Genomic DNA, 25,270 nt, shown 5'->3' on the forward strand with positions numbered 1-25,270 from the left:
GTAAGGATGAAAATTAAAATCAAACAACCATTTCCAGGAAGTAAAAAAGTTTATCTTCAAGGTAGCAACCCTGACATTCAAGTGCCTGTAAGGGAAATCTCACAAGAGGTTACAAAAAATACATATAGTGAGGAAGTAAATCCTAATATACAAGTTTATGACACAAGCGGTCCTTATACTGATGTTACAGCAGAGATTGATATAAGGAAGGGTTTACCTAGAGTCAGAGAAAAATGGATAGTAAGTCGTAATGATGTTGAACAATATGAAGGTCGATCCATTAAACCTGAAGATAATGGTTACAAAACAGAAAGAAATCAATCTAACTTAGAAGTTTTCCCCTCACATCATATAAAGCCTTTAATTGCAAAAGAAGGAAATAGAGTAACACAGCTTCACTATGCACGAAAAGGAGTTATTACTCCTGAGATGGAATTTATCGCTATTAGGGAACAAATGGATCCAGAATTTGTTCGTAAAGAAGTAGCTGCCGGTCGTGCAATAATACCTGCAAATATTAATCATCCAGAAAGTGAACCAATGATTATCGGAAAAAACTTTCATGTGAAAATAAATGCCAATATTGGAAATTCTGCTGTTTCATCTTCCATTGAAGAAGAAGTAGAGAAAATGACTTGGGCGACCAGATGGGGAGCTGACAATATAATGGATTTATCAACAGGAAAAGATATCCATACAACAAGAGAATGGATTATTCGTAATTCCCCTGTACCTGTTGGAACTGTACCAATTTATCAAGCATTAGAAAAAGTTAATGGAATTGCCGAAAATTTAACTTGGGAAATATACCGTGATACATTAATAGAACAAGCTGAGCAAGGTGTCGATTATTTCACCATTCATGCTGGAGTCCTTCTAAGATATATCCCACTAACAGTTAATAGGATGACAGGGATTGTATCTCGGGGTGGATCTATTATGGCTCAATGGTGCTTGGCACATCATCAAGAAAGCTTTCTATACACTCACTTTCATGAAATTTGTGAAATCCTAGCAAAATATGATATTACAATCTCTCTTGGTGACGGGTTACGTCCCGGATCTATTGCAGACGCCAATGATGAAGCACAGTTTGCAGAATTAGAAACATTAGGAGAATTAACCGAGATTGCATGGAAATATGATGTTCAAGTAATGATTGAAGGTCCTGGACATGTACCAATGCATTTAATAAAAGAAAATGTTGATAAGCAGCAGGAAATTTGTAAGGAAGCACCATTTTATACACTAGGACCATTAACAACAGATATTGCTCCAGGCTATGATCACATCACCTCTGCTATTGGAGCTGCAATGATTGGTTGGTTCGGAACAGCTATGCTTTGCTATGTTACACCTAAAGAGCATCTTGGATTACCTAATAAAGAAGATGTGCGTGAAGGAGTTATCGCTTATAAAATTGCTGCACATGCTGCAGATCTTGCAAAAGGTCATCCAGGTGCACAAAATCGTGATGATGCTCTATCAAAGGCTCGCTTTGAATTTAGATGGCACGATCAATTTAACTTATCACTCGATCCTGAAAGAGCAAGAGAATACCATGATGAAACATTACCTGCAGAAGGAGCAAAAACCGCACATTTTTGTTCAATGTGTGGTCCAAAATTTTGTTCTATGAGAATATCACATGATATCAGAAAAACAGCAAAAGAAGATGGTGTTGCAGAAGAAGATTTAATTGAAAAGGGAATGCAGGAAAAAGCTTTAGAATTTGTTGAGGCTGGATCAAAAATCTACAAATAAAAGTACTTTGAGGGATGGAATTCACTTCCTCCCTCTACTTCTAATTTTGAAATAGAAATGGGTCATACCCAACCGTTTCAAATGTATTACCTTTAAAATTATGATCATGTTTAGGTCGTTCTTCCTCAGAATACAGAACTCCACCAAATTCCACTTCTAATGGTTGATCATAATTATAATAAGTTCGATTTTCAATGAGGTGGTAATGATCACCATTTTCCATGGGAATAGCAGGACCTGTTTTACCATAATAGCGATGATAATGGTTATTTTCATAAGAGGTAATACCTCTAAACAAATGAAAATGTTGATCAAGTGCATTCCCATTTACCATTCTAGTAAAACCTTCAACAAAATGATAATGCCCATTATCTATTGTTGTTCTTGTAAAATAACGATGTGCATGATGTGGTTTTATCTGTCCTATTCTCATATTCATTCTTTTCCTCCAACTACCATCCTACTTTCTTTTTATGTTGGTCGCGGGAGGTTTGTTAGTTGTACAAAAAAATTATTCTGGTAATTCTTCTTCATCATGTATCACACCAACATGATCCATTTCAGCTGTAACATTTATATCAAATTCTAAATTTGAATAGATGTTATTCCATGTTTCTATCTTTTCAGACTCTTTACCTTTATTCATTGCTCGATATTTTAACCCAAATCCAATTGGATCAACTTTTTCCTTTTGTAATTGCATAAGTAAGTCAAGTATTTTACTTTCTAACTGTTTTTCTAGTAACTTTTCATATTCTTTTATTTTTGTATCCTCTAAATCATCAAATGCTTCCTCAACAACTCCATTAACTTTTATTTTATAGGAAATTTTACTTGGAGATTTTTCATTCACAATTAGATCGTAGTTTGCTTTCACATTATCTGTTGAAAAAATAAAATAAGGGCTATTGTCTTCATTATCTACTCTAATATCAAATTTCGATACATGTACCATTAACATATTAAGAAATTTCGTCTGTTCCTTTTCTAACACCAAAGCTACCTTCATATTTGAAAATATACTAATTGTATTAATAGCTAGTTCATTTTCTTCTGTTTTTATTATTGGTAAAATAGGGCTAACACCACGTTCTACTTGTTTTCTTGTAAAATCAAATAAATAAACAGTATGTATATAAGGAGTTTCCGTTCCAGCGGAACTAAAAGTTAAAAAAAGTGAATTTGATGGAATTCGTTCCCCCACTGGTTTTGCTTCTAAAACCTCTAAAGCTGTTGGACTTCCAATTGCTGCCCATGCTATATCCTTTATATCACGACGCCTTTCAAACCAATCAAATATATGTTCAAGGTCTTCTCCCTTTGCAAGTTCTTCACCAAAAACAATTACTTTTGCATGACTAAAATCAAACTCTTTATCAACTTTTGACTTCATTAATCGTACTGCTTCTGATATTGATTGGGCCGATTCTGTAATAATTTTTGCTTCATCACTTCCTGATTTTGATTCATTTGAAGGAACTGCAAGCTTTAATGTAACATCATACTTGTTTTCCTCTTTAGATTTATCAACACCAATTGACACGACAAAAAAACGTTTATCTATATCTTTATAACCACAACCAGAAGTAAGAAACAATAACAAGACAATGGTCAATAAAAGCAACCTTCTTATCATTTTAGCTTTGACCATCCTTTCTTTTTAAAATCCACTTTAACAAAAGTAAGCCTATTATTTGTGCGGGTAAAAGAAAAAGGAGCCATAGTTTCGCAAGGCTGCTAACAAATATCTCTTCTACAAATAGTTGAAAAATGATAGCAACAACTGAAAATACACTTGCGATGAGCAGAGGCATAATATTTCTTTTCTTTATTTCAAGCTTCGGAACAACTGATTTGATTTGTTCAAGAGCAACATGCCAATGAAGAATAACACTTGCAAGTGATACATTTATATATAATCCCAAAAATAAAATACTTACCCGTTCAATTATCCACAATTCTATTCTTATTGCATCTGTCGTTGCGATCCATGGATAGGTAAAGGATGCTACCCCATCGAAACCATGCAGACCGATAGGAATGAAATAAGTTGTAACTAAGGTAATAAGTCCAAGAAGTGCTACTAACCATAAATATTTTAATTTAACATCTTTATAATACCGATTAAAAATAACTAAATTTGCATAACCACTAAACACAAATAATGCAGTAGACAATGTTTGTATATTTGGTATTTCCCAAAAGTAGGTTACCGCTATTTGGATAGACTCCCACATCATATATTCATTTGTATAAGACTTGTAAATCACAAAAGCTATTAAAGGTAAATTAACTAATAAGATGATTTCCGTTGCAAAGAGAACCTTTTTCGATTCCATAACAACACCAAAGATAATGAGAAACAAAAAAGCAGATATGATTAAAAGCTCATTCATATCAGGGTTAATAAATTGTTTTGAAATACTTGTAAATGCTAACAAAGTGATTAGTCCAGCTATAAACCATAAACTCCCTTGTGCAACTAAGTATGTAATTCGGAACCATTTTGATGTGTATTTTTCTAATATTTCAGGTAAACCCATATATGGAAATTCACTTAAATATTTTGTATACAGGTAGATAATTATCATTCCTACTGGAACCGCTAAAAGAATTGCTAAAATTGATCCACTTGTTCTCTGTTCAAGCAACATTTTAGGAACATACGCTACGATGTTTGTTAGCATGTTTAAGATAAGCATCATATAAATATATCTTTTTGACATAATCAACTTCCTATTTTTGATTCTTTCATTTCTTCTCGAAGAAATAATTGTAAATACGGTTTTCCAAAGCTATTCAAGTTAACTAGATAATAAATAATTGCTAGTAACCCAATAAGTACACCTACTAATCCAAGAATAGTAGCTAAAACTAATAACAAATATTTAATAACACGCATCGCAAAGCTCATTTCATTAATAGGTATAACAAAATTTGAAATGGCTACCGCCGAAACAATGATAATCATAATATTACTAACAAGTCCTGCTTCTGTAGCAGCTTGTCCTAAAATAAGTCCACCTACTGTAGTAGCAGTTGGTCCAATCGCTTTTGGTAATCGTAAACTCGCTTCTGTTAATAATTCCATCATAATTAACATAAATAACACTTCAATATAAGCTGGAAAAGGAACAGCTGCCCTGCTACCAGCAATTGATAATGCAAGTTGTACCCGAAACAACTCAGGGTTATAGGCAGTCATTCCTACATAAATTGCAGGCAATAATATGGCTACACCTAAACCAAAATACCGTAAAACAAGCAGGAATTTGGTAATCCAATAAGGCTGGTAAATATCATCCATCGAGCTCATAAAATCAAAGAATACTGATGGAATAACAAGCGCAAACCTCGTTCCTTCAAGCATAATAATGATTTTCCCTTTAGATAAATTATAAGCAATTCGATCAGGGCGTTCCGTAATCACTATTGTTGGAAATAACGTGGTTTTTCTAACACTCATTAATCTAGATAATTGACCCGCAGACTGAATGACATCAACCTTTGAAGAGTCTAGCTTTTTTTTGACTTCTTTTAATACGCTTTGATCAACCTCTTTAGAATCATAAATGATTTTTATCCCCGTTTGTGATTTCTCCCCAATGATCGCATCCTCAAAAGCTAAAGTTACTTGATGATAACGATTTCTCAAGATATTTATATTTGTTTCTAAATCTTCACTTAAACCTGTTTGAGGTCCCTGAATTGTTGTTTCAATTGTAGTATCTGGTATTGTTTTATTTACAAATTGCTTTACTTCTAGAGTTAAGATTTCAGATTGGAAAAATAGTAGCATTGAACCTCTTATTAGTAACTCAGTTGGATCGTCCTTTTCCTTTAATACCTTTACCCCTGCTAATGATTTGATATAAGTTTTATATTCTTTTATATTTTCTTCTTCAAAAAAGGGTGTAAATATATCTTGATGAATTTTTTGTTTATCGCAAATGCTGCTTAAATAACAAAATTCACAGAATGAAGTGTTAGATTCAAGTTTTTGAAACACTAAATCTGTTGAATTCTTAAATTTTCTTTGAATAGATTCCTTTATATCCACTCTCTTATCGCTCATAAAAAACCTCTCCACCGTATACGTCTTTTACCTATCGTTAACTGCTACATAAATATTCATACCTCAATATCAAGAATAATTTACTTATCCCTATCAAATAATACCAAAGGTACATAACTTAAATCGGAGGTTCCTACCATGAAGAAATTATTACTTATAACAGGTTTATTATTACTATTTGGCTTCCAAACAGTACATGCAGCTCCGCCAGAATCAGAAGTTAATTCACTCTTAGAAGATCTAGGATGGACAGAAGAAGAATTAACTACTTACCTAAAAGAAACATACGATCTAACATTAGAAGAAATTGAAACAACAGAAGAGTTAACATTGCTTTTAGGAACACCAATTACGCCTGAGAATTTAGAACAACTTTTAACTGACTATGAATTAACCAGACCTGAGTTAGATGTTTTATTATCTGAATTTGGTGAAACTGTTGAAGATTACGTATTTATTGAAGATCTTGATCTTGCAATTAGCTTTTACAGTGATCATGATAGTGAAATATCAGAAATTGAAGATTTTCTAGCACTCATAGGGTTAACAGATGAGGAAGTTGAAACATTATTTACACATTTTATGGAGCTTGATCAAGAGAAACTAGAGCAACAAATGGAGGAAATTGTAGCTAGACTTGATCCATTTTTAGCAATGGATGGTATGGAAGAGTTAACACCAGCACAAGAAGATGAGTTAGTTACCATACTTCAAAATATGATGACCGCTCTACAGCTTAAACCACAATTTTATTTAAAAGACAATAATGGTGTAGAAACAGCTGTTACTTTTAAAGAATTAATTAGTATGGATGAATTGTATGGAAATCAGCTTGTTATCAATCTATACAACACAAGTGGTGAGCTATTATTAGACATGCAATTTTCTGAAGATATGTTAAGCTCTGAGTTCCTTATTGAATCTGGTATTGAATTTGCTGAACTTGGGGATATAGCTGGAGAATTAACTGCATTACAACATAACCGTTTACCAGACACTGCATCCTCTTTATGGTTAAATATGTTGCTCGGGGTTTTAATTATAGCTGTTGGATTAATTGGATTCTTCTATCCTAAACGAACAATAAAGGAACAGTAAATGAGTAAACGTCTGTCTATCTTTCTAATTGTTATCGGAATTGCCTTTTTATCTTATCAACTTTATTGGATTTTATATGGTTTAAAGGCTGAAGAAAATGACAATATAAAAATCGTTAACAATATAATAGAAAATCCAAATCAAGCTCAATCAGTTGATGTAACTGCTCAAGTTTTTCAAGAAGGAGAAAAACTTGGTTCATTAATAATTCCTAAGCTTGATCAAACAATCGCTATATTTGAGGGAGATAGTAAAGAGATTTTAAAAAAGGGAATTGGTCATGTTATAACAACTCCTTTACCAGGGGAGGAAAATAATTCTGTTTTAGCAGGTCATCGTGATACTTTTTTTCGTAATCTTGACAAATTAGAAATTGGCGACAAACTTCTTATCGAAAGAAGTGATATTTATTTCATTTATAAAATCAAGAAAATTCGAATTGTTGATAAAGATGACAAAACAGTCATTGTTCCGCGTCCTAGAAGCACGTTAACACTTACAACCTGTTACCCTTTTACTTATATCGGACCGGCGCCACAAAGATATATTATTGAAGCTGAATTAATAAAGAAGCCAAAAATAGAGCTGTAGGGATTATTTAATACATGCAAAAATATTGTAGCTAATACAGAGTTGAGGCTGAGACATAAGTATATAAGCTAATAATAAACCCGAATTATTAGGTGATATTTCAATTAATCGTTCTCCTAATAATTCGGGTCTTTATTTGCTGTTTTCAATAGATTTTTGATTTTGCTACTATTTTTAAGAACTAGTGGAATGGAGTGGAAGACACTAAGACTCCTTCGGGGATAGAGGAAGTGCTAAAGACATGAGGACTTAGCTTCCGCTCGGGTGAATCTTATGTCTGCAGCACAACGGAACAAGCTTGTTTTTCCAGCTTAACTGATTAAATAGATAACAGTATTATATATTAAAATATTTTAGATTAATTTAGATTTACTCGTTTTTATGGATGATCTTTTCAAATTATGTCCCACCTCATTTTAATTAATATGTTGTAAAAGCAAATAGTTTCTGAATTAGGTATAAAACATATTTAAATAGTGGTAGTTTATCTTGATATTCTTCATAATCTAATGTGTATGTTCCGTTAGAATTATTCCATAATCTACTAAAATAGTCTTTCACTTCCTTTATAACTTCTTCATTATGAGTTGAGGTAATTTTTAAATTAGTTTCTAAGTTATAATTATCTAAATTTCGTTCGGTAAAATTTGCAGAGCCGCCGATTATGATATTTTCATTACTTTTTTCTATAAAAATCAATTTAGAGTGAAATTGTTCTTTACCTGTATTATACCAACGAATATTTATTTTCCCTTGTGATAATTGAGTTAGCTCTGCTGCCACAGGCAAATTAGGTAGTCCCATCTTTTCTGAACCAAATGCATTTTGATTCGGATCGAGAATAAGATTTATAATAACACCACGTTTAGCTGCAGATTTTAATGCCTCAAGCACTTCTGTATCTGCTAAATAAAACATCGCCATCCAAATAGTATCTTTATCTTTTGTATCATTAAGATCTTTAATAAGGTGTTTTTGAATTTTCCCTTCAGTTAACAGCTGCACGGATAAACGTCCATCATCCTTATTGTTATACACACTTTGCGGAAATTGTTTATCACCGCCTGAAAAATTGGCTACTGCTTGTTCTGTTTTGAGAACCTCATTAACTATTGCTCCGTTTACCTTAAAAGCTATATTAGAATGAAAGCCGCTAGCGTTATGAGCATTTGCTGACGTGATAATGACTGAATTTTCAGTAGCAATAACTTTTCTATGATTTGCTTTTATATTCATCAATTTTAAATAAGACCTTAGCGTAACATCAGGAGCTTCCTCTGCTAATGGGTTAGGAAGCCAGCCTATCCCCTCTTGTCCAAACCATTGAAAAGTAGTTCTCCATATTCCTGAAAAAATAGGATTTGGATCTCTTAATTTATTCAAGTTTGTATAAATAACAGTCATATTATTTTCTTTTAACAATTGATGTTGCTTTACGACATGTGAACTATAACTTGTATTAATTTTATCTGTTATAACCACAATCTCTATGTCGGGGTTTTTTCTCTTATGGTTAATAAGTTCATTTATAAGATTTTCACTTAGTTTAGGAAAATCCTGACCTTCATCTACATAGCTATTTAATAAAAACATATCAATCACTATAAAATCTTTTGCTTCTCTTATTGTTTCATTAATTTTACTGAATATTGATTGATCAATCACTTGATGATTATTTTTATCTTTATACGTAAGGTCATAAATAAATTCAACATCATCAACTTTATATGTTGGACTTTCGTATGAGATACCTCTTGGTAAAGTTTTGTATGTATGGTATATGCTCACAGATGTGACTGTCAAAGCTAAAATGATAAAAAGCCAAATCCATTTCCGATTTAATAAGGTTTTAATTTTCTTCATTGCCCGTCCACTACCTCCACTATCAGTAAAGAAAAATCAACTTGTACTAATATCATTTTTTATAATAGTCCATAGAAAAAAGCTACAATTGTAAAACCGTTGAATGTTGAATGGTAGAAATCAAAAAAAGTAGGGAACTCACTTTTAACCATGAGATCCCTAGCTATTTGCTCTTGATTATTCTTTAATCTCTAACTAATTTTACTAACATATGTGATAGCATATGCTGTTCTTCTTCGGAACCCACTAACCACAGTTCTTGAAGTAATTTTTCTTCTCGATTTCTTGCTTGTTCATGCTTTGAGAGAAAGTTCCCCACTTTTTGTGCAGCAATTGCCAGTTGCTCTTCGGTTAATCCCATTTTCTTCCCCATAACAACTTTATCACCTAAAAATTCTTTAAATGATTCAAAATTCTTTAAAATTTCATCTATCTTTTCTTCTCCAAGGCTATTTACCGCTTGCTCTACTTGATTTATTTTTGCTGATTTTTCTTCAGTACTTTTATGTTCCATCATTATCTCTCCTTTTTTAAATTTATGGCTCTGTTAAACTTTGTTGTTGATTTCCGTTACAGGCATTCAACAAAGTGCTAATAATCAACATTAAGCTTTAACATAGCCTAATTTATTAATAGTGATTTAGATTAGCGTTTAACTCAGCTTGAGATTTTGGTTTGAGATCTTTCGATTCAGTCAAAGAAGTACCTGTATTTTTCAGATCAGATTTAATACCCTTAAGATCTTCTTTGGCTTCCTCAGCAAATGAAGTAGCCTCATCCGTCACTTCTTTCGCGTCCTCAACAACTTCAGAATTAATTTTATTCACTAGTTTTCTTGCTTCCTGAATCGTGTTTTTTAACGTATCTGAAACCTGTTTTGTTTGGTCAAGAAGCTGTTCCTTCACTTCAGCAGGATTTTCTTTCACATGTGTGATTACATTTTTGGAAGTTTCTTCAAGTTAGTTGTGTTCTCTGACACATTTTTCCTGGTACTTTTATCTAGTAAAGAAATACAACCTCCAATAGCACCTCCAACGATCATACCTTTTAATAGTTTACTATTGTTTTGCTTCTTCCTGTCTAATATAGCTTGTCTCATATAGAACCTTCCTCCTAACTCTTCGTTAGTAGACTTATTCCCATTGTAATTAGATGATAAACTTATTATTTAAGTATCAAGAATCATTACTAGTTTTAATAAATTTTCATTTCCTAAATTCTCATATTGATTTTTCCAGTTGAATTCTATATAATTTTAAACTGTTTGTGAAATCATATTTTTAAAAAAATCTATGCTTTAACAAACTTAAAAGAAAATGAATAGGATAATTTTAACTAACTTTAAATTCAACAATTAGGGAAGGAGTAGAAATCGATGTTTAGTAAATTGCTTGAAGAAGATACACGCACAAACGACCCTGAAGAACTAAAGGAAGAATTAGAGGATTTGGAATTTCAGGTATTTCGATTGCAGGATAACTTGAAAGAAATCGCAAAAAAAAGTAAGATTCTAGGTGTTGACCAAACAAAAGATGATAAATTAGTCATTGTCTACACACCTGAAGACGACCAATCATGTAAAATCATGTTATGTGATTGTGAAAGTTCATATAGAGGAAATTGGGATTTTTCCATTCACGCCTCATTTACTGATGAAAAAACAATTCATATTGGAGATATAAAAGGTCCTGCTAACAAGGGCTATGGATCGATTTGTATGGATTATCTAAAGGAATTAGCTACACAGCAAAACATACCAAAAATTACAGGAGATATTGCTAAAAGAGATTGGGACCATGTAGAAAGACTTGTCCATTTCTATGAAAAACACGATTTCAATGTTGATGTGGATTATGAAGATCAATCAGGTGAAATCAAATGGGTTAGTAACGAATAAAAATAGATAATGGATCATTTTGAATCAGTTACCGTCTTCAACTGAATCAAAATGATCTATTTTTATGGCTTATTTCTGATTGTTTGTTACCATCATCAGATCTCCTTCTTGTTGGAAAAACAAATCTTTAATGAATTATTAATTATGTTCTTGTCTAAATAAAATAAATACCTTACTATTAAGCAAGATAATGAAACTTTTTCATAGCATTATCGTATTATTAATGTTGAGCAAACATTATCGCATTTATTTAGGAGGAACTCACATCATGTTAAAGAAATTATTTTCAGCAATGCTCGTAACAACATTACTATTCACACCAGTTGGAGGATTTTTACTTGGAGATCAAATAACTACTGTTAGTGCGAAAGGCTATAAATCTGGTAAAAAATCATTTAACTCTAATACAAATAATAATACAAACAGTCCGTCATTATTTAAGAAACAAGATTCATCTAAAACTAATCAAAACAGTGCAACAACAAAACCAAAAACTGGTAGTCTTATGAAGGGTTTATTTTTAGGAGGACTAGCTGGTTTATTACTTGGTGGACTTCTTAGTAACTTAGGAATTCTAGGTTCTATTATCGGTCTTTTTGTTAATGTTTTAGCTATTTTTGCTGTTATTTTTATCATTCGTAAAATCTTTACTTATTATAAAAACAAACGTAAATCTGAGGAAAATACAGCATGGGGAAAATAAAGATAACTGAGCAGGAAATTATAAATGCTTTATGCTTACACATCGCACACAAACGAGAGATTAAACCTCAAGAAGTAGAAGTTGAGCTTATGTATGACGATGATTACGGCTTTTCTGCTGAGGCATATGTGAATGACCGTAAGCAAGTATTAATAACAGCTAATATGATCGAAGCACTTCGTTTCTATCTTGAAACACAATTAAATATTGATCCTTATTCAGCAGCTTTAGAGCTGGTTCTTGATGAAAATGAAGGAATTATCGCTTTTGCTGAATAAAAATTACTAAAAGACCGAGTGGATATATAACCCCACTCGGTTTTATTATTTCCTAGGTTAAGGATATACTTATGTTAATTATAGTTGTAAGAAATCACAAAAGGAGTGTTACGGATGAGATCACCAAAAGTATTACTTATTGGATCAGTCATTACTGACATAGCTATCATTATATATTTAGTAACATTAATAGATGAGATGGGTATTGGATTTGTTATCTTATTGTCTGCTTTATTACTGGGGGCAACTTTTTTCACGTATAGAATCATGTCCAAAATATAATGTAACAAAGTTACCCACAATGAACACCTAATTTAATTATGGTGTTCATTGTGTTCAGTACCATTCTCCTTTAGCTATATTCACTACCTTTCCACCAACATGAATGGAATATTCTTCATCAACCATCTCAGCTTTTATATGAATAAGAGATTCCCTTTGAATTTCATAACCTTGCTCTACCTTTATATCTATCATCTTATTCTTTAAAAAGTCGTGTTTTAATAGATAAGCCGCTAAACATCCATTTGCACTCCCTGTTGCAGGATCTTCTGGTATCCCGAATATATCAACAAAAACACGAGCATTTAAATGATGTTCTTCATTATATGTATCACGACTAAATACAAGAATTGCTTTAGCTCTTGTATGTTGAGTTAGTAAAACTAATTTCTCTTGATTAACTTTTGCTTTTTTTACAGCTTCTAGGTTTTTTAATGGAACGATAATAAATGGAAAACCTGTTGATACATCTTGAATCGGATAGTTGAAATCAAAGTCTCCTTCCTCTAGTTGTAGGACTTGACTAACTTCAACCCATGAAAACTCTTTTGCAAAATCTGGTTGATTTTGCTTCATCCAAATAATAGAATCATCAAATGTAACTGGAATATCTCCTACCTTTAACTTTAATGTTACTCGATTCTGCGATTTCTTCATTAATTCTTTTCTTATAATGTAAGAAGTACCAAGAGTTGGATGACCAGCAAATGGCACCTCTTCATTAGGAGTAAAGATTCTTACATGATAACCTCCATCTTTATCTACCCCACTAATAAACGTTGTTTCAGAAAAATTTGTTTCCTTTGCAATTTGCTGCATTTCTTCACTTGTCAAATCACCAATTTCATTGAAGACAGCCAATTGATTTCCTTTATATTTTTCTTCAGCAAACACATCTACGATATAGTAAATCATAAGTAATCCTCCTTAAATATTCCTACTAGAAAAATAATCTATTACCATAATCAAAAACACAAAATAAACCAATTATATTTTTGTATCTATTTTAATTTAATCATGCCTACAGAATTAAAGGTGTCTGTGTTAAATCATATTCTATATCTCCATTTCTTTTTCCTCTTTAATTCATTTCCAAGAATTAAATTGTTCAAATCAGAATTTATACTATCTTTACTAAAAATGAACTTCACTTAAAACCACTGTTACCTCATCAACGAGTTGTTTTAACCTATCATAAAACAAAATAGTATAAAAAGATGAGTAATTCTTTCCAAAATGTACAAAATAACCATACTAAACTTTAAAAATGGATTTGATTACAAATGAAAAAAACACCAAGGCCACTTATTCCGCTAAGCAAATGGAAGTCAAATGAAAAAGATAATAAAAATCATGCAAAGCAAAAAAGCGAAAAATCTCATCTCCTTTCAGAATCGTTAGCAAAAATTAAAAAAGATATTGGACATAGTCCAGATATTATTATAAGAGAAGTGAAAATTGGTACAGTTGAAATCGTTCTTGCGGCTGTAATATATGTTGATGGCTTAGCGGACAAAGACCTTATTCATCACACAATATTACAAAATCTCATGATCGATCTTCGTGAAACAAGATTACAGGAAGAAATAACGTCTCAGAAAATTATTCAACAGATTAAAGAGTTTTCATTATCTGCTGGAGAATTAGAAATTATTAAGAATTATCAAACAGATTACGAAAAAGTGTATGAAACGATTTTATCTGGTGATTCGGTTATCTTAATTGATGGCTCATCAGAAGCATATAAAATCGGAACGAAAGGCTGGGAAGGAAGAGGTGTTGAAGAGCCTACCTCAGAACAGCTTGTTCGAGGACCTAAAGATGGATTCACAGAGAATATTCGAACAAATACATCATTAATTAGGCGACGAATTAATGATATTAACCTTGTATTTGAACCTATTAAAGTAGGAAAAAGATCTAAAACAGAAATTGCGATTACATATATAAAAGAGATAGCCAATGACAAGATCGTAGATGAAGTTCGTGAGAGATTAGAAAGAATTGATATTGATGCCATTTTGGAAAGTGGCTATGTGGAAAGTTTAATCCAGGATGAAACTTATACTCCTTTCCCAACTGTATACAATACCGAAAGACCTGATGCTGTTGTTGGGGGACTTTTAGAAGGAAGAGTCGCAATATTAGTTGATGGTACGCCTTTTGTTTTAGTTGTACCAGCTTTATTTATCCATTTTATGCAATCTAGTGAAGACTACTACCAACGAGCCGATATTTCTACATTGATTAGGCTCCTAAGAGTTGGGGCATTCTTACTTTCTCTATTAACACCAGCTGCTTATATTGCAGTGACAACGTATCATCAGGAAATGCTACCAACAACATTATTAGTAAGTCTTACTGCACAAAGAGAAGGAGTACCCTTCCCTGCATTTATAGAAGCTGTTTTTATGGAATTAACATTCGAAATCTTACGTGAAGCAGGAATTCGAATGCCTAGAGCTGTTGGAGCAGCTATTTCAATTGTTGGAGCACTAGTTTTAGGACAAGCAGCTGTTGAAGCTGGATTAGTGTCTGCTACAATGGTCATTGTTGTTTCTTTAACAGCCATAGCAAGCTTTGTAACCCCTAAATTCAATATGGCCATATCCGTTAGAATGCTTCGTTTTGGGTTTATGATTTTGGCAGCAACCTTTGGTTTATTCGGAATTATTCTCGGTTTAATCATCTTAATTGCTCATTTATGCAGCTTAAGATCGTTCGGAGTACCCTATCTCCTGCCATTTGCACCCTTTGTTCTTAAAGATCAAAAAGATGGGATTATTCGTCTCTCACTGTGGAGTTTGAAAACTAGACCTAAATTAGTTAGTGGAAAAGATAATGTAAGAGAAAACACTCCTAAACCATCACCTTAAACCAACAAAATGGAGGGAAAACACTTGTTCAAAAAATTAATATTTATCTCACTAATTTTCTCTCTATTATCTGGTTGCTGGAGTGCTAAAGAATTAACTGATTTAGCTATTGTTTCTGCAATGGGAATTGAGAAATCTGGTGATGATTATATATTGACGGTTCAAATTATTAACCCGGGAGATATTGCTGGAAAAACCCAAACAACCAGGGTCGCTGTTTCTACATATTCTATTAAAGGCAGATCTATTTTTGAAGCAATTAGAAAACTTTCTAAACATGCTCCAAGAAAATTATATTTTGCTCACCTACGACTTGTGGTAATTGGCAAGGAATTAGCCAAAGAAGGGATAAGTAAAGCATTAGAATTAATGTCTAGAGATCATGAATTTCGTACAGACTTTTACCTTTTAGTTTCTAAGAAAAACACACCTTCAGAAATACTGAATGTTTTAACACCGATTGAAAAAAATCCATCCAATAAAGTTTTTAATACGATAGAAGTTTCTTATAAAAACTGGGCTCCTACAGCAAGAGTAAATTTAGATGAACTCATTAATAAACTAACAGCTACCGGAAATAATCCAGTATTAACAGGAATCATTATTGAAGGTAACAAAAACATTTCTGGGTCACTTGAAAATGTTGAAAGTATTCCTTCCTCCGCTAATCTAATGCTTGATAATCTTGCAATCTTTCAAGATGAAAAATTAGTTGGCTGGCTTGATCAAGAAGAAAGCAAAGGCTATAACTACATTACAGATAATGTCATCAATACAGTAGCAGTTCTTGATTGGCAAGATGGAAATATCACTCTTGAATTTACAAATTCCTCCACAAAAGTAACAGTGGTCAACAGTGGAAACAATAGACCAAAAATAATGGTAGATGTATTTCCTGAAGCTCAAATTGGAGAGGTTCAGGCAGATATCGATTTAACTAAAGAAGAAATTATTAAAGAAGTAGAACAAGTAACGAACGAAAGAGGACATAAAGTTTTAACGGATGTTATTAAAAAAGCACAGAACTTACAAACTGATATATTCGGCTTTGGTGAAGCTATCCACCGAGCAGATCCCAAAACATGGAATAAATTAGAGGAAAAATGGAATGAAGAGGGTTTTCCAGAATTAGAAGTAGAAATAAATTTCCAAACCACAATACGTAGATTAGGAACAACAAACGAGTCCTTTCTTAACGAGATGGAGGGTAAGTAGTGACAATAAAAATAATTTTTTATCTACTTATTGTTTCAGGATTAAGCTATTGGGAAGCCGGAAAAATGAGGAAAAATAAACAAATGAAAGAAATGTATACCTATTTGGTCATCATCGGAATAACTAGTATCATCTATATCGCTCACACATTAAAATTCCCTATCCCTAACCCATTAGAAGGAATTAGGTTTATATTTGAACCGGTTGGAAAATTTGTCGATCAAATTCTTGGAGGTGGTGCAACTTGAAAAAAGAAGTTGTTCTTTCTTCCTTCCAATTCAGTATCTTAATTATTTTATTCGTATTGGGTAGCTCTGTTTTATTTTTGCCGGCTATGCTTACAGGTATCGCTAAACAAGATGCTAGTTTTTCTGTGATAATCGGATCTATTTCTGGTGTATTAATAGCATACTTCTATGCTCATTTTGGTAGATACTTTCACAATAAAAGTTATATTGAAGCGATAAAAGACACTTTCGGTTCTAAAATCGGAGTATTTTTTGTTCTCTTTACCTTTTCCTACCTAATATTTCTTTGTTCCATTCTTATATGGGATATTGGTGATTTTATCATTACTCAGATTCTACCTGGAACACCCATTCAATCAATTTATATATTATTTTTAATTGTTGTGGTCTATGTAACTAGATTAGGAATTGAAACTCTCGCAAGAACAGCTGAAATCTTTCTGCCATGGGTTTTTTTATTATTCTTAATCTTAATTATCCTTCTTTTCCCTGAGCTCGAATGGTCAAATGCGCTGCCGATTTTTGAGAATGGAATAAAACCATCTTTATATGGTGCTTATTACATGATTGGTTTTCCGTTTCTCGAATTATTTACTTTATTAATGTTCACTCCTTATATAAAAAGTAAAGATAAATTATCTAACACTTTCTTAATAGGCGTAACTGTTGGGTCAGTTGCTTTAATCATTTTAACAGCTTATTGTGTGCTTATTTTAGGTCCTGGCATTACAACTAGACAAGAATACCCTATTTATGTTCTTGGGAAAAAAATTAGTTTGGGTAATTTTCTTGAGCGATTAGAAATAATTGTAGCGATTATGTGGTTTATTAGTATTTTCTTTAAACTTACTCTTACTTTTTATGCGCTATGTCTTGGCATATCTCAATTTTTAAACTTGAAAAGTTATAAGGTAGTGACAATTCCATCTGCCATTTTCTTCTTTGTAATAACCCTTATTTTGATACCAAATTCCGTTTATATTAAAGAGTATTCCAAATATACGAACACACCATATATCATAACAGTCGGATTAATAATACCAGCCTTGGTTTACATAACTGCTCTTCTTAAGCAGAAGTTCAAGAGTCCATAATATATAATAACGATGCTTTTCTATTGACATTATGAAAAAATTAAAAGAGGCTAGGATATAATTATACACAAAGATAATAGACCTAAATGCAGTTAAGCTGAAAAAACAAGTTCGTTCCATTGCGCTGCAGACATTGAGCCTCTCTCAGCTTCGCCTGCAAAGTTCTCAGCCTTTCCTCTATTTCCGTAGGTGACCTAGTATCTTCCGCACCATTCCACTAGTCCTTAAAAAATTGTAACAATATCTAATATCTATTGCAGACAGAAAAAGACCCGAACTCCTAGGCGAAAGATTGATTGAAATATCACCTAATAGAACGGGTTTTTCATTAGCTTAAATATTTATGTCCCAGCCTCTTCTATTCGTACTTTTATGTTGTCATCTCAGATTGAACATAATAGTAAAGCAAGTTAGCTGTATGTTCAAGTGAAGTATAGTGGGTCCGTTCAAAAGCATGTGAAGCATCAATACCTGGTCCTATTAAGCCGTGAACTAGATCGTGTCCAGAGCGAATAGCAGCAGAGGCATCTGAGCCATAGTATGGATATATGTCTACTTTGTACGCGATATTATTTTGCTTAGCAAGTTCAATTAGTTTTTTTCGCAAACCATAATGATAAGGACCACTTGAATCCTTAGCACAAATTGACACCGTAAATTCATCTGTTCTTTGCCCATCACCGATAGCACCCATATCAACAGCTAAATATTCAACTGTTTCAGAAGGGATATTTGAGTTGCCTCCATATCCAATTTCCTCGTTATTTGAGATTAGAAAATGAGTTGTGTATGGGAGGTTCATCTCTTCTATTGTTATTTTTTTTATTAAATTTAATAATAATGCAACACTAGCTTTATCATCTAAATGGCGTGATTTGATAAAACCACTTTTTGTTATTTCAGCTCTAGGGTTAAAGGAGATAAAATCACCAACCTCAATTCCAAGCTTTCTTACATCATCTGCATTATGTACCTTTTCATCAATTCTTACTTCAATATTCTTTTGATTTCTTTCTAATTTTCCTGCATCCTTATAAACATGGACAGATGTTTGATGCATGAGAATTGTTCCTGAATAAACTTCACCATTAATGGTCTCGATTTGGCAATACTCTCCCTCAATCGAGTTATAAGTAAATCCACCTATTAAATCAATCATTAGTCTTCCTGTTGATTTGATTTCCTTCACAATTGCCCCTAAGGTATCAACATGTGCAGTTAACATTCTATGTTGATTTTTGTTTTCTCCAGGAATTGTTACAAGTAAGCCACCTTTATGGTTTCTCTTCATTTCAACATGAAAATCTTTTAAATAGTTCTCTACAAATGAGATAACTTCAGTCGTATGACCTGAAGGACTAGGGATTTCCACTAATTCTTTTATAAGCTGCATTGTTTCTGACGTTATTGATTTCATAAGATCTCCTTAACAAATTTTTGATTTGTAGTTCTCTCATATTGTAGCTTACATAAAGGAGATTTAAAAACAATAATCAAATCTATAGAGTGACTACTATAAATGAATAGGATAAACCCAAATTAATAGTTACATGTTTTCCTCTTATGTAGTATGTTCTTAATTAAGGTTCTTTAAATTCTAAAATAATTCTTAAGGAGATAGTAAGATGAATAAAAAGGGTGTTTCGAGAAGATATGATTTAGACTGGTTAAAAGTCATAGCTACTCTGTTTGTTTTTTTGTACCATTGCTCAATGTATTTCAATCCCTTTACTTGGCATGTCAAAAATAATCAACTTGATAACGGCATTATTTTAACTATTTCTTTATTAATTGGAATTTGGATTATGCCGCTTTTCTTTGTATTGTCAGGAATTAGTACATCGTATTCCTTGAGTAAAAGAAATGCTAAATCATATTTACTTGAACGATTTATTCGATTAGGTATACCCTTACTTTTTGGGATATTTATTCTTTCACCACCACAAGTATATATTGAGCGGCTAGATCACAGTCAATTTTCAGGCTCATTTTTAGCATTTATTCCACATTATTTTAACGGATTTTATTTAGAAATTGGAGGTAGTGGGAATTTCGCTTTCGTTGGATTACATCTATGGTATCTTTTGGCCCTATTAATCTTCTCTATTATAACAATGCCTTTATTACTTAAATTTCAACCTATAAAGCAAGTATCATTTTACCAGTTTATATTTATTCCTATAGCCTTTACCCTTGTTTCTATATTTAGTATGACTGTAAATCTTGGGGGCTGGGATTTATTAGTTTACCTGATTTTATTTTTAGTAGGGTACTTCTTTTTTTCTAGCAATTCTATTTTACGCTTGATTCAGCAAAAATTTAGCTATCTGTTAATTATAAAGATCATTTCATTATCAACTTATATCTTTTGGTTTCATTTAGGCGTTCCAGAGAAATCGAATAATAGTTATTTTATTTTTGTGTTTTTATCCGTGATTAGCAGTTGGAACCTTATTCTTATTTTTTATTATCTGACTTTTAAGTATTTATCTTTCACCAATACTACCCTTAAATATTGTAGTGAAGCAGCTATGCCGTTTTATGTTCTCCATCAACCTATCATTGTGTTGATTGGGTTTGTGATTAAAGATTTTCAATGGCCAATTTTAATAAAGTTTCCTGTTCTTATATTTGTTTCATTTATTTTAATAGGAACTATTTATCATTTTGTTATACGTCATTTTAACGTGTTAAGAATACTATTTGGAATGAAAGGGAAAGGAAATCCGAATAAAACTGTAAAAAGAAACAGTATTTTAGCATAAATAGGTTAAGGTTAGGTTTGCAGATTTAATATACTGCTATACATAATAGCTTCTCTTACACTTGTTAATTGAAGTGAGTTAAATAGCCTCCTAAAAAAAGCGTTTAAAAGCACTACTTACGCTTTTTTCACGAGGAGGCTTCCTTGTTCTATAAAAATTGCTTTCAACAGAATTAAACTAAACCAGTCACTTAAATACTCCTATAACAGTTAATGCAATCTATTAGGAACAATCTTTCAGAAAAGAGCCTTACTTTATAGCAGAAATTCTGTTTCTTCCTTTTATGTGATACAATCACCTCTCTTAAAAACTTATTATCCCCCAAAGAAAAGATCTAAAATATTCGAAGTAGTTGAAGCTTTTTTATTATAAAATTCAGAATAACCACAAGAATTACAATAGACAACGATAAATTGGTTGTTTTGAACATCAAACATCTTTGATAACCCTGTACCTGTCATTGCCACTTCCTTTTTTCCAGCATCATGACTACCACATTTTATACATCCGTTAACTTTCATTACCTTCACTCCCTCAAACTTTACTTATCTATATTACGGATGACTACATCTAAACGTTTCATTATTCTCCATCAGTGTATGTATTTACATTACTTCTAAAAGGTATCAAGAAGAAAATTACCACTACATACATTGTTTAATAGTAAAAATAGTAAAAAAACAAAAGGCCGCAAGCGACCTTTTGTTTACTTTGAGTCTTTATCCTAAATAAGCAGCTCCAACGATAATTAAAAGAATGAACAATACAACGATTAACGCGAAGCCTCTACCTCCACCTGCTACTGGTGCAGCATATCCAGCACCGTAACCTGTGCCACAGCCGTAACCACCATAACCGTATCCACCAAATCCGTAACCCATTATAACTCCTCCTTTATTTTTAATAAAAACCTTTACTTTTTTTAGTAACCAACGAAAGCCGAACCTACAATAATTAGTAGGATGAATAAAACAACGATTAACGCAAATCCACCGCCATATCCCGGAGTTGCACCGCTCATCAACAACACCTCCCTTTCGTTGTAATACTACAATATGAAACTGGGGACTTGTCTGTAAGGGCATTCGCACAGTTATCAAAAAAAACTTTAAAATTCGTCGTGACAGGCACCCCCCGAGTTTTGTCGATACTCGCATAACCTGTTTGCAAAATTGTAAGATTTGGTTTTGTTATAATGGGAGAATAAAATGTTACAATGACAATAAAGAAAGGTAAGACTACAAAGGATCAGGTGATATAATGAAGAAGTTTGTATTTTTTTTAATTTGTCTTTTATGCATGATACCAACAATATCTATTGCCCATACAAAGATTACGAATTCTACACCTAGCGACGGTGCAGTGGTTACAAGTGATTTATCTGAGTTATCAGTTGAATTTGCTGAAGAAATCGAAAACCAAAGTACATTGTTATTAACTAATGAAAATGGAGAAGAAATACCTCTTGATTCCATTACCGTAAATGATAATATCGTGACTGGAAATTTGAGCACACCTTTAGAGAATGGAAATTACACAATAACATGGAAAATAGCTGCAAAGGATGGTCATGCGATTAGCGGGGAAATACCATTTACTGTTGAAGCTATTACAAAAGAAGACTTAGATGAAGAAAATCCAAAAGAAACTGAAAATGTACAAACTGAGCAAGAAAATAAAGATGACAGCTCTAATTCGGCAAGCTCTATCACTGAAGAATTAAGTGAAGACTCAGAGTTAACTGAAGCAAATGAAACTGAAAATGTTCAAGAAAATAAGGCTTCATTACTACCAACAATTTCAGTTATTGTTTTAGTTGTATTATTAGGTGCTGGAATTTTAATTTTAATGCGTAAAAAGAGGTAATTATGCAGCAAATCATTCCAATAACACAATATGTATCATATATGCTTTTTTCTTATTTAGTTGGATATATTGTTTTACAATATGTTCCTGAATCAATGAAACCAAGCATTAAAATCTCAAAAGCCAGTCTTTTACTAGCAGTTTTAGGAATTATCATATTAACATTTTTACCAGTCGTTGAAGTTATTTTATTTTTTTCAACTGAAGGACTTTTTAGCTTAACAGCGTATTCAATCTTAACTGAGTTTCAGGTAGGCATCGCTTGGTTATACGGAAGCTTTTTTGCTGTATTATTATGGATGACCATATATGTTTCAGGCTCGAAATATTTACAATCTATATTTTTGCTCTTGATGATTTTATCTGTTGGTTATTCAAGTCACGCTTCAACACTAAACTTATGGTCTGGTCTATTTTCACACTCCCTTCATTTTCTTGTTGTTACGATGTGGGTTGGCGTTCTAATACATGTTAGTTGGATCGCAAAGGGCAATGAAAATTGGTCTAATTTCTTAAAATGGTTTACTCCCTTTACAATTGGATTATTTTTAATTACAACAATCTCCGGAATATTTTTAATGCTTTTTGTTGTTCAGCCAGGAGATTATTTTAATTCCTGGGTTCTGCCTTATGGACAAATGATTTTATTAAAACATATAAGTATTATTCCAATCTTAGCTTTTGCGTTAATCAATGGTTTTCTTGCTAAAAAAGCAGGACAGGATCCCCATTTCAACCCTATTAAATGGGTACAAGCAGAAACTCTAATACTAATGCTCGTCTTTTTTATTACTGGTGTTCTAGGAACTTTACCACCTCCTCATCAAGTGAATGCGACTGTCATTCAGGAAGGACCAGCTTTTTGGTTGGAAAGTATTCTCAATTACGAAATCGTTGCTCCACTAACTGTTCAGTTTTCACCAGCCTTTGAAGGAATTTCATTACTTTTCATCGCCTTTATTTTTTTAGGTATGATTATTCTAAGCTTTTATAAAAGACTTTCACCATTCATAGCATTAGGTTTTGCTTTAACATTTATTGTGGCAACATATTTAGGTCTTATGTTTTCGATTTTAATTAAGTAAGACACAAGGGAATTTTGTTGTAGATTTCCTTTCTAGGTTTTTTCCGAGAAAAAAGGATGAATCAATTTATCAGGGATACTTCCCCTAAAAATTGATTCATCCTTTTTATTATAGGCAGTGTGTTGCTTATAACAACTCTAAGAGTACAGCACAGTTATAGCCTCGTGATATCTTTTCTTCTAAAATCATGTCACTTTATGCTATAAATCAATGTTTACACCACTTAGTCTGGTATAATACAAAAACCTTTCAAAAAAACAGGTATTAACCTACTATTTTCTTTTGCTCTGACCTGGCAACAGTTATTCCAGTTGATTCTTCAAAATTATAAAGGCTAGTTGGTAAATCTGTAAATCGTTCTAGTTCATTATAAGCAGGTATTCCATGATATGACATATCAAGACCTTCTTCTTCCTCTTCTTCTGTTGCTCTTAAACCAACAGTGATATCAGCTATTTTTGCAATAGCTACGCCTCCGACTAACCCCCAAACTGCAACTACTAATGCTCCAAGCACCTGTATTCCAAGAAGAGAAAAAGATCCAGTTGTAAATAAACCCTCTGTTGAATCAAATAATCCTACTGCAACCGTTCCAAAAATCCCATTAAATCCATGAACAGCAACTGCTCCTACAGGATCATCAATTTTCATATTATCTATTAACAAAGTTGCATAGATAACAATAATTCCACTTATAGCGCCAATTATGATGGCACTCCATTGATCAACAAATGCACAGCCAGCTGTAATAGCTACTAAACCTGAAAGTACTCCATTAATCGTCATACTTGGATCTGCTTTTCCAAACTTATTCATTGTTAAAAGTAGTGTCACAGTTCCTCCACTAGCACCAGCAAGCATCGTATTGATTGCGATTGAAGCTAAAGATGCGTCAGAAGCATCTAATGTACTACCACTATTAAAAGCGAACCAACCAAACCACAAAATAAAAGCTCCACTCGATGCTAATGGTATATTACTAGGTGCAAACACATTCACACTGCCATCATTGTTAAATCTACCTTTTCTAGCACCTAGTAATTTTGCTATAGCTAATGCGGCAAATCCTCCAACAGCATGAATAGCTGCTGATCCTGCAAAATCCTTCATTCCTAATTGCGCCAACCATCCGTCACTATTCCAAATCCAATGACCTGATATTGGATAAATAAGTAATGTGATAAGTGCTGCCGCAATAATATAAGCTTTAAAATTCATTCGTTCTGCAACTGCTCCAGAAACAATTGATACACAGGCAATAGCAAAACCCATTTGAAATAACACAAATGCTTCACTTGGCAATTCAAGTCCAAGATTAATTTTTTCAGGACTTCCAAAGAGGCTTGTACCGATTAAGCCGAATGCATCTTCTCCAAACATAATCCCAAAGCCTATTAACCAAAATGCTAACGCTCCGATTGTTAAATCCACAAAAATCTTCATCGTAACATTTACAGCATTTTTCGTTCGAACGAGACCAGCCTCTAACAAACTGAAGCCTCCCTCCATGAATAATACCATCGCAGCTGCTATAACAATCCAAACGGTATTTAAATGAATAAGTTCCATC

At 32.7% G+C, this 25,270-nt stretch carries 28 protein-coding genes; 14 read left to right on the plus strand and 14 right to left on the minus strand.

Annotation, left to right across the window (positions count from 1 at the left end; translation table 11 throughout):
* Positions 1-6 precede the first annotated feature (6 nt).
* On the plus strand, positions 7-1,764 hold the full coding sequence (thiC, locus tag FS935_RS08030) for a phosphomethylpyrimidine synthase ThiC (RefSeq protein ID WP_146947334.1): 1,758 nt from the start codon (positions 7-9) through the stop codon (positions 1,762-1,764).
* A 40-nt stretch (positions 1,765-1,804) separates the two neighbouring features.
* Here the strand turns inward: thiC and FS935_RS08035 are convergent, their stop codons facing one another.
* The 4 genes from FS935_RS08035 to FS935_RS08050 form a co-directional block, all read right to left on the minus strand.
* Positions 1,805-2,203 (minus strand): YmaF family protein, encoded by a 399-nt coding sequence (locus FS935_RS08035; RefSeq protein ID WP_146947336.1) that lies wholly within the window; start codon positions 2,201-2,203, stop codon positions 1,805-1,807.
* 72 nt (positions 2,204-2,275) lie between these two features.
* Positions 2,276-3,379 (minus strand): Ger(x)C family spore germination protein, encoded by a 1,104-nt coding sequence (locus FS935_RS08040; RefSeq protein ID WP_158638562.1) that lies wholly within the window; start codon positions 3,377-3,379, stop codon positions 2,276-2,278.
* Positions 3,380-3,401: 22 nt separating this feature from the next.
* The gene (locus tag FS935_RS08045) at positions 3,402-4,490 is read right to left on the minus strand and encodes a GerAB/ArcD/ProY family transporter (protein WP_146947339.1); all 1,089 of its coding nucleotides are present in this window, start codon (positions 4,488-4,490) and stop codon (positions 3,402-3,404) included.
* A 2-nt stretch (positions 4,491-4,492) separates the two neighbouring features.
* Positions 4,493-5,839, minus strand: a complete 1,347-nt coding sequence (locus FS935_RS08050; protein WP_146947341.1) for a spore germination protein — start codon at positions 5,837-5,839, stop codon at positions 4,493-4,495.
* Positions 5,840-5,977: 138 nt separating this feature from the next.
* Between FS935_RS08050 and FS935_RS08055 the strand changes: the two genes are divergently transcribed.
* The gene (locus FS935_RS08055; RefSeq protein ID WP_146947343.1) at positions 5,978-6,937 is read left to right on the plus strand and encodes a processed acidic surface protein; all 960 of its coding nucleotides are present in this window, start codon (positions 5,978-5,980) and stop codon (positions 6,935-6,937) included.
* Positions 6,938-7,528 carry a class D sortase, LPxTATN-specific gene (gene srtD, locus FS935_RS08060; protein WP_146947345.1) on the plus strand — a complete coding sequence of 197 codons (591 nt, stop codon included), beginning with the start codon at positions 6,938-6,940 and terminating at the stop codon, positions 7,526-7,528.
* A 420-nt stretch (positions 7,529-7,948) separates the two neighbouring features.
* On the opposite strand, the gene FS935_RS08065 is transcribed toward srtD, so the two are convergent.
* The 4 genes from FS935_RS08065 to FS935_RS23395 form a co-directional block, all read right to left on the minus strand.
* On the minus strand, positions 7,949-9,391 hold the full coding sequence (locus FS935_RS08065) for a phospholipase D family protein (protein WP_146947347.1): 1,443 nt from the start codon (positions 9,389-9,391) through the stop codon (positions 7,949-7,951).
* Positions 9,392-9,575: 184 nt separating this feature from the next.
* A complete protein-coding gene (locus FS935_RS08070) occupies positions 9,576-9,905 on the minus strand; it encodes a DUF3243 domain-containing protein (protein ID WP_146947349.1) in 330 nt (109 codons plus the stop codon).
* Between the two features lie 115 nt (positions 9,906-10,020).
* Positions 10,021-10,317, minus strand: coding sequence for a hypothetical protein (locus FS935_RS08075; protein WP_146947351.1), 297 nt, complete (start codon positions 10,315-10,317; stop codon positions 10,021-10,023).
* An 8-nt stretch (positions 10,318-10,325) separates the two neighbouring features.
* On the minus strand, positions 10,326-10,490 hold the full coding sequence (locus FS935_RS23395) for a hypothetical protein (protein WP_158638563.1): 165 nt from the start codon (positions 10,488-10,490) through the stop codon (positions 10,326-10,328).
* Between the two features lie 276 nt (positions 10,491-10,766).
* On the opposite strand from FS935_RS23395, the gene FS935_RS08080 reads away from it, so the two are divergent.
* The 4 genes from FS935_RS08080 to FS935_RS23400 all read left to right on the plus strand — a co-directional run bounded on the left by FS935_RS08080 (position 10,767) and on the right by FS935_RS23400 (position 12,551).
* The gene (locus FS935_RS08080) at positions 10,767-11,288 is read left to right on the plus strand and encodes a GNAT family N-acetyltransferase (RefSeq protein ID WP_146947353.1); all 522 of its coding nucleotides are present in this window, start codon (positions 10,767-10,769) and stop codon (positions 11,286-11,288) included.
* Between the two features lie 268 nt (positions 11,289-11,556).
* Positions 11,557-11,991: a hypothetical protein gene (locus tag FS935_RS08085; RefSeq protein ID WP_146947355.1), complete on the plus strand. Its 435-nt coding sequence runs from the start codon at positions 11,557-11,559 to the stop codon at positions 11,989-11,991.
* Positions 11,979-12,269 (plus strand): YxcD family protein, encoded by a 291-nt coding sequence (locus FS935_RS08090; RefSeq protein WP_146947356.1) that lies wholly within the window; start codon positions 11,979-11,981, stop codon positions 12,267-12,269. Before FS935_RS08085 ends, FS935_RS08090 begins: the two co-directional genes overlap by 13 nt.
* 114 nt (positions 12,270-12,383) lie before the next feature.
* Complete coding sequence (locus FS935_RS23400; RefSeq protein ID WP_158638564.1) at positions 12,384-12,551, plus strand: hypothetical protein; 168 nt, start codon at positions 12,384-12,386, stop codon at positions 12,549-12,551.
* Positions 12,552-12,605: 54 nt separating this feature from the next.
* On the opposite strand, the gene FS935_RS08095 is transcribed toward FS935_RS23400, so the two are convergent.
* Positions 12,606-13,466: a PhzF family phenazine biosynthesis protein gene (locus FS935_RS08095; RefSeq protein ID WP_146947357.1), complete on the minus strand. Its 861-nt coding sequence runs from the start codon at positions 13,464-13,466 to the stop codon at positions 12,606-12,608.
* Positions 13,467-13,834: 368 nt separating this feature from the next.
* Between FS935_RS08095 and FS935_RS08100 the strand changes: the two genes are divergently transcribed.
* The 4 genes from FS935_RS08100 to FS935_RS08115 are packed head-to-tail and all read left to right on the plus strand — an operon-like array spanning position 13,835 to position 17,984.
* Positions 13,835-15,427: a spore germination protein gene (locus FS935_RS08100; RefSeq protein WP_146947359.1), complete on the plus strand. Its 1,593-nt coding sequence runs from the start codon at positions 13,835-13,837 to the stop codon at positions 15,425-15,427.
* Positions 15,428-15,451: 24 nt separating this feature from the next.
* A complete protein-coding gene (locus FS935_RS08105) occupies positions 15,452-16,642 on the plus strand; it encodes a Ger(x)C family spore germination protein (protein ID WP_158638565.1) in 1,191 nt (396 codons plus the stop codon).
* The gene (locus tag FS935_RS08110; RefSeq protein WP_146947363.1) at positions 16,642-16,890 is read left to right on the plus strand and encodes a hypothetical protein; all 249 of its coding nucleotides are present in this window, start codon (positions 16,642-16,644) and stop codon (positions 16,888-16,890) included. Before FS935_RS08105 ends, FS935_RS08110 begins: the two co-directional genes overlap by 1 nt.
* The gene (locus tag FS935_RS08115; protein WP_158638566.1) at positions 16,887-17,984 is read left to right on the plus strand and encodes a GerAB/ArcD/ProY family transporter; all 1,098 of its coding nucleotides are present in this window, start codon (positions 16,887-16,889) and stop codon (positions 17,982-17,984) included. Before FS935_RS08110 ends, FS935_RS08115 begins: the two co-directional genes overlap by 4 nt.
* 370 nt (positions 17,985-18,354) lie before the next feature.
* Here FS935_RS08115 and FS935_RS08120 read toward each other — a convergent pair whose 3' ends face one another.
* Entirely contained in the window at positions 18,355-19,392 is a 1,038-nt protein-coding gene (locus FS935_RS08120; RefSeq protein ID WP_439116628.1) for a M42 family metallopeptidase, read from the minus strand.
* A gap of 217 nt (positions 19,393-19,609) precedes the next feature.
* Between FS935_RS08120 and FS935_RS08125 the strand changes: the two genes are divergently transcribed.
* The gene (locus FS935_RS08125; RefSeq protein ID WP_146947369.1) at positions 19,610-20,749 is read left to right on the plus strand and encodes an acyltransferase family protein; all 1,140 of its coding nucleotides are present in this window, start codon (positions 19,610-19,612) and stop codon (positions 20,747-20,749) included.
* Positions 20,750-21,063: 314 nt separating this feature from the next.
* Here the strand turns inward: FS935_RS08125 and FS935_RS08130 are convergent, their stop codons facing one another.
* The 3 genes from FS935_RS08130 to FS935_RS08140 form a co-directional block, all read right to left on the minus strand.
* Positions 21,064-21,270: a zinc ribbon domain-containing protein gene (locus FS935_RS08130; protein ID WP_146947371.1), complete on the minus strand. Its 207-nt coding sequence runs from the start codon at positions 21,268-21,270 to the stop codon at positions 21,064-21,066.
* A gap of 198 nt (positions 21,271-21,468) precedes the next feature.
* Entirely contained in the window at positions 21,469-21,630 is a 162-nt protein-coding gene (locus FS935_RS08135; RefSeq protein ID WP_146947373.1) for a YjcZ family sporulation protein, read from the minus strand.
* 41 nt (positions 21,631-21,671) lie between these two features.
* Entirely contained in the window at positions 21,672-21,770 is a 99-nt protein-coding gene (locus tag FS935_RS08140; RefSeq protein ID WP_146947375.1) for a YjcZ family sporulation protein, read from the minus strand.
* Positions 21,771-22,009: 239 nt separating this feature from the next.
* Between FS935_RS08140 and FS935_RS08145 the strand changes: the two genes are divergently transcribed.
* Together FS935_RS08145 and FS935_RS08150 are read left to right on the plus strand one after the other, a co-directional pair.
* Positions 22,010-22,615, plus strand: a complete 606-nt coding sequence (locus tag FS935_RS08145) for a copper resistance CopC family protein (protein ID WP_146947377.1) — start codon at positions 22,010-22,012, stop codon at positions 22,613-22,615.
* Between the two features lie 2 nt (positions 22,616-22,617).
* Positions 22,618-23,700 (plus strand): CopD family protein, encoded by a 1,083-nt coding sequence (locus tag FS935_RS08150; protein WP_146947379.1) that lies wholly within the window; start codon positions 22,618-22,620, stop codon positions 23,698-23,700.
* A gap of 264 nt (positions 23,701-23,964) precedes the next feature.
* On the opposite strand, the gene FS935_RS08155 is transcribed toward FS935_RS08150, so the two are convergent.
* Entirely contained in the window at positions 23,965-25,269 is a 1,305-nt protein-coding gene (locus FS935_RS08155) for an ammonium transporter (protein WP_146947381.1), read from the minus strand.
* Position 25,270: the final 1 nt, after the last annotated feature.

The organism is Metabacillus litoralis, assembly GCF_007994985.1.
GTDB classification, from domain to species: domain Bacteria; phylum Bacillota; class Bacilli; order Bacillales; family Bacillaceae; genus Metabacillus; species Metabacillus litoralis.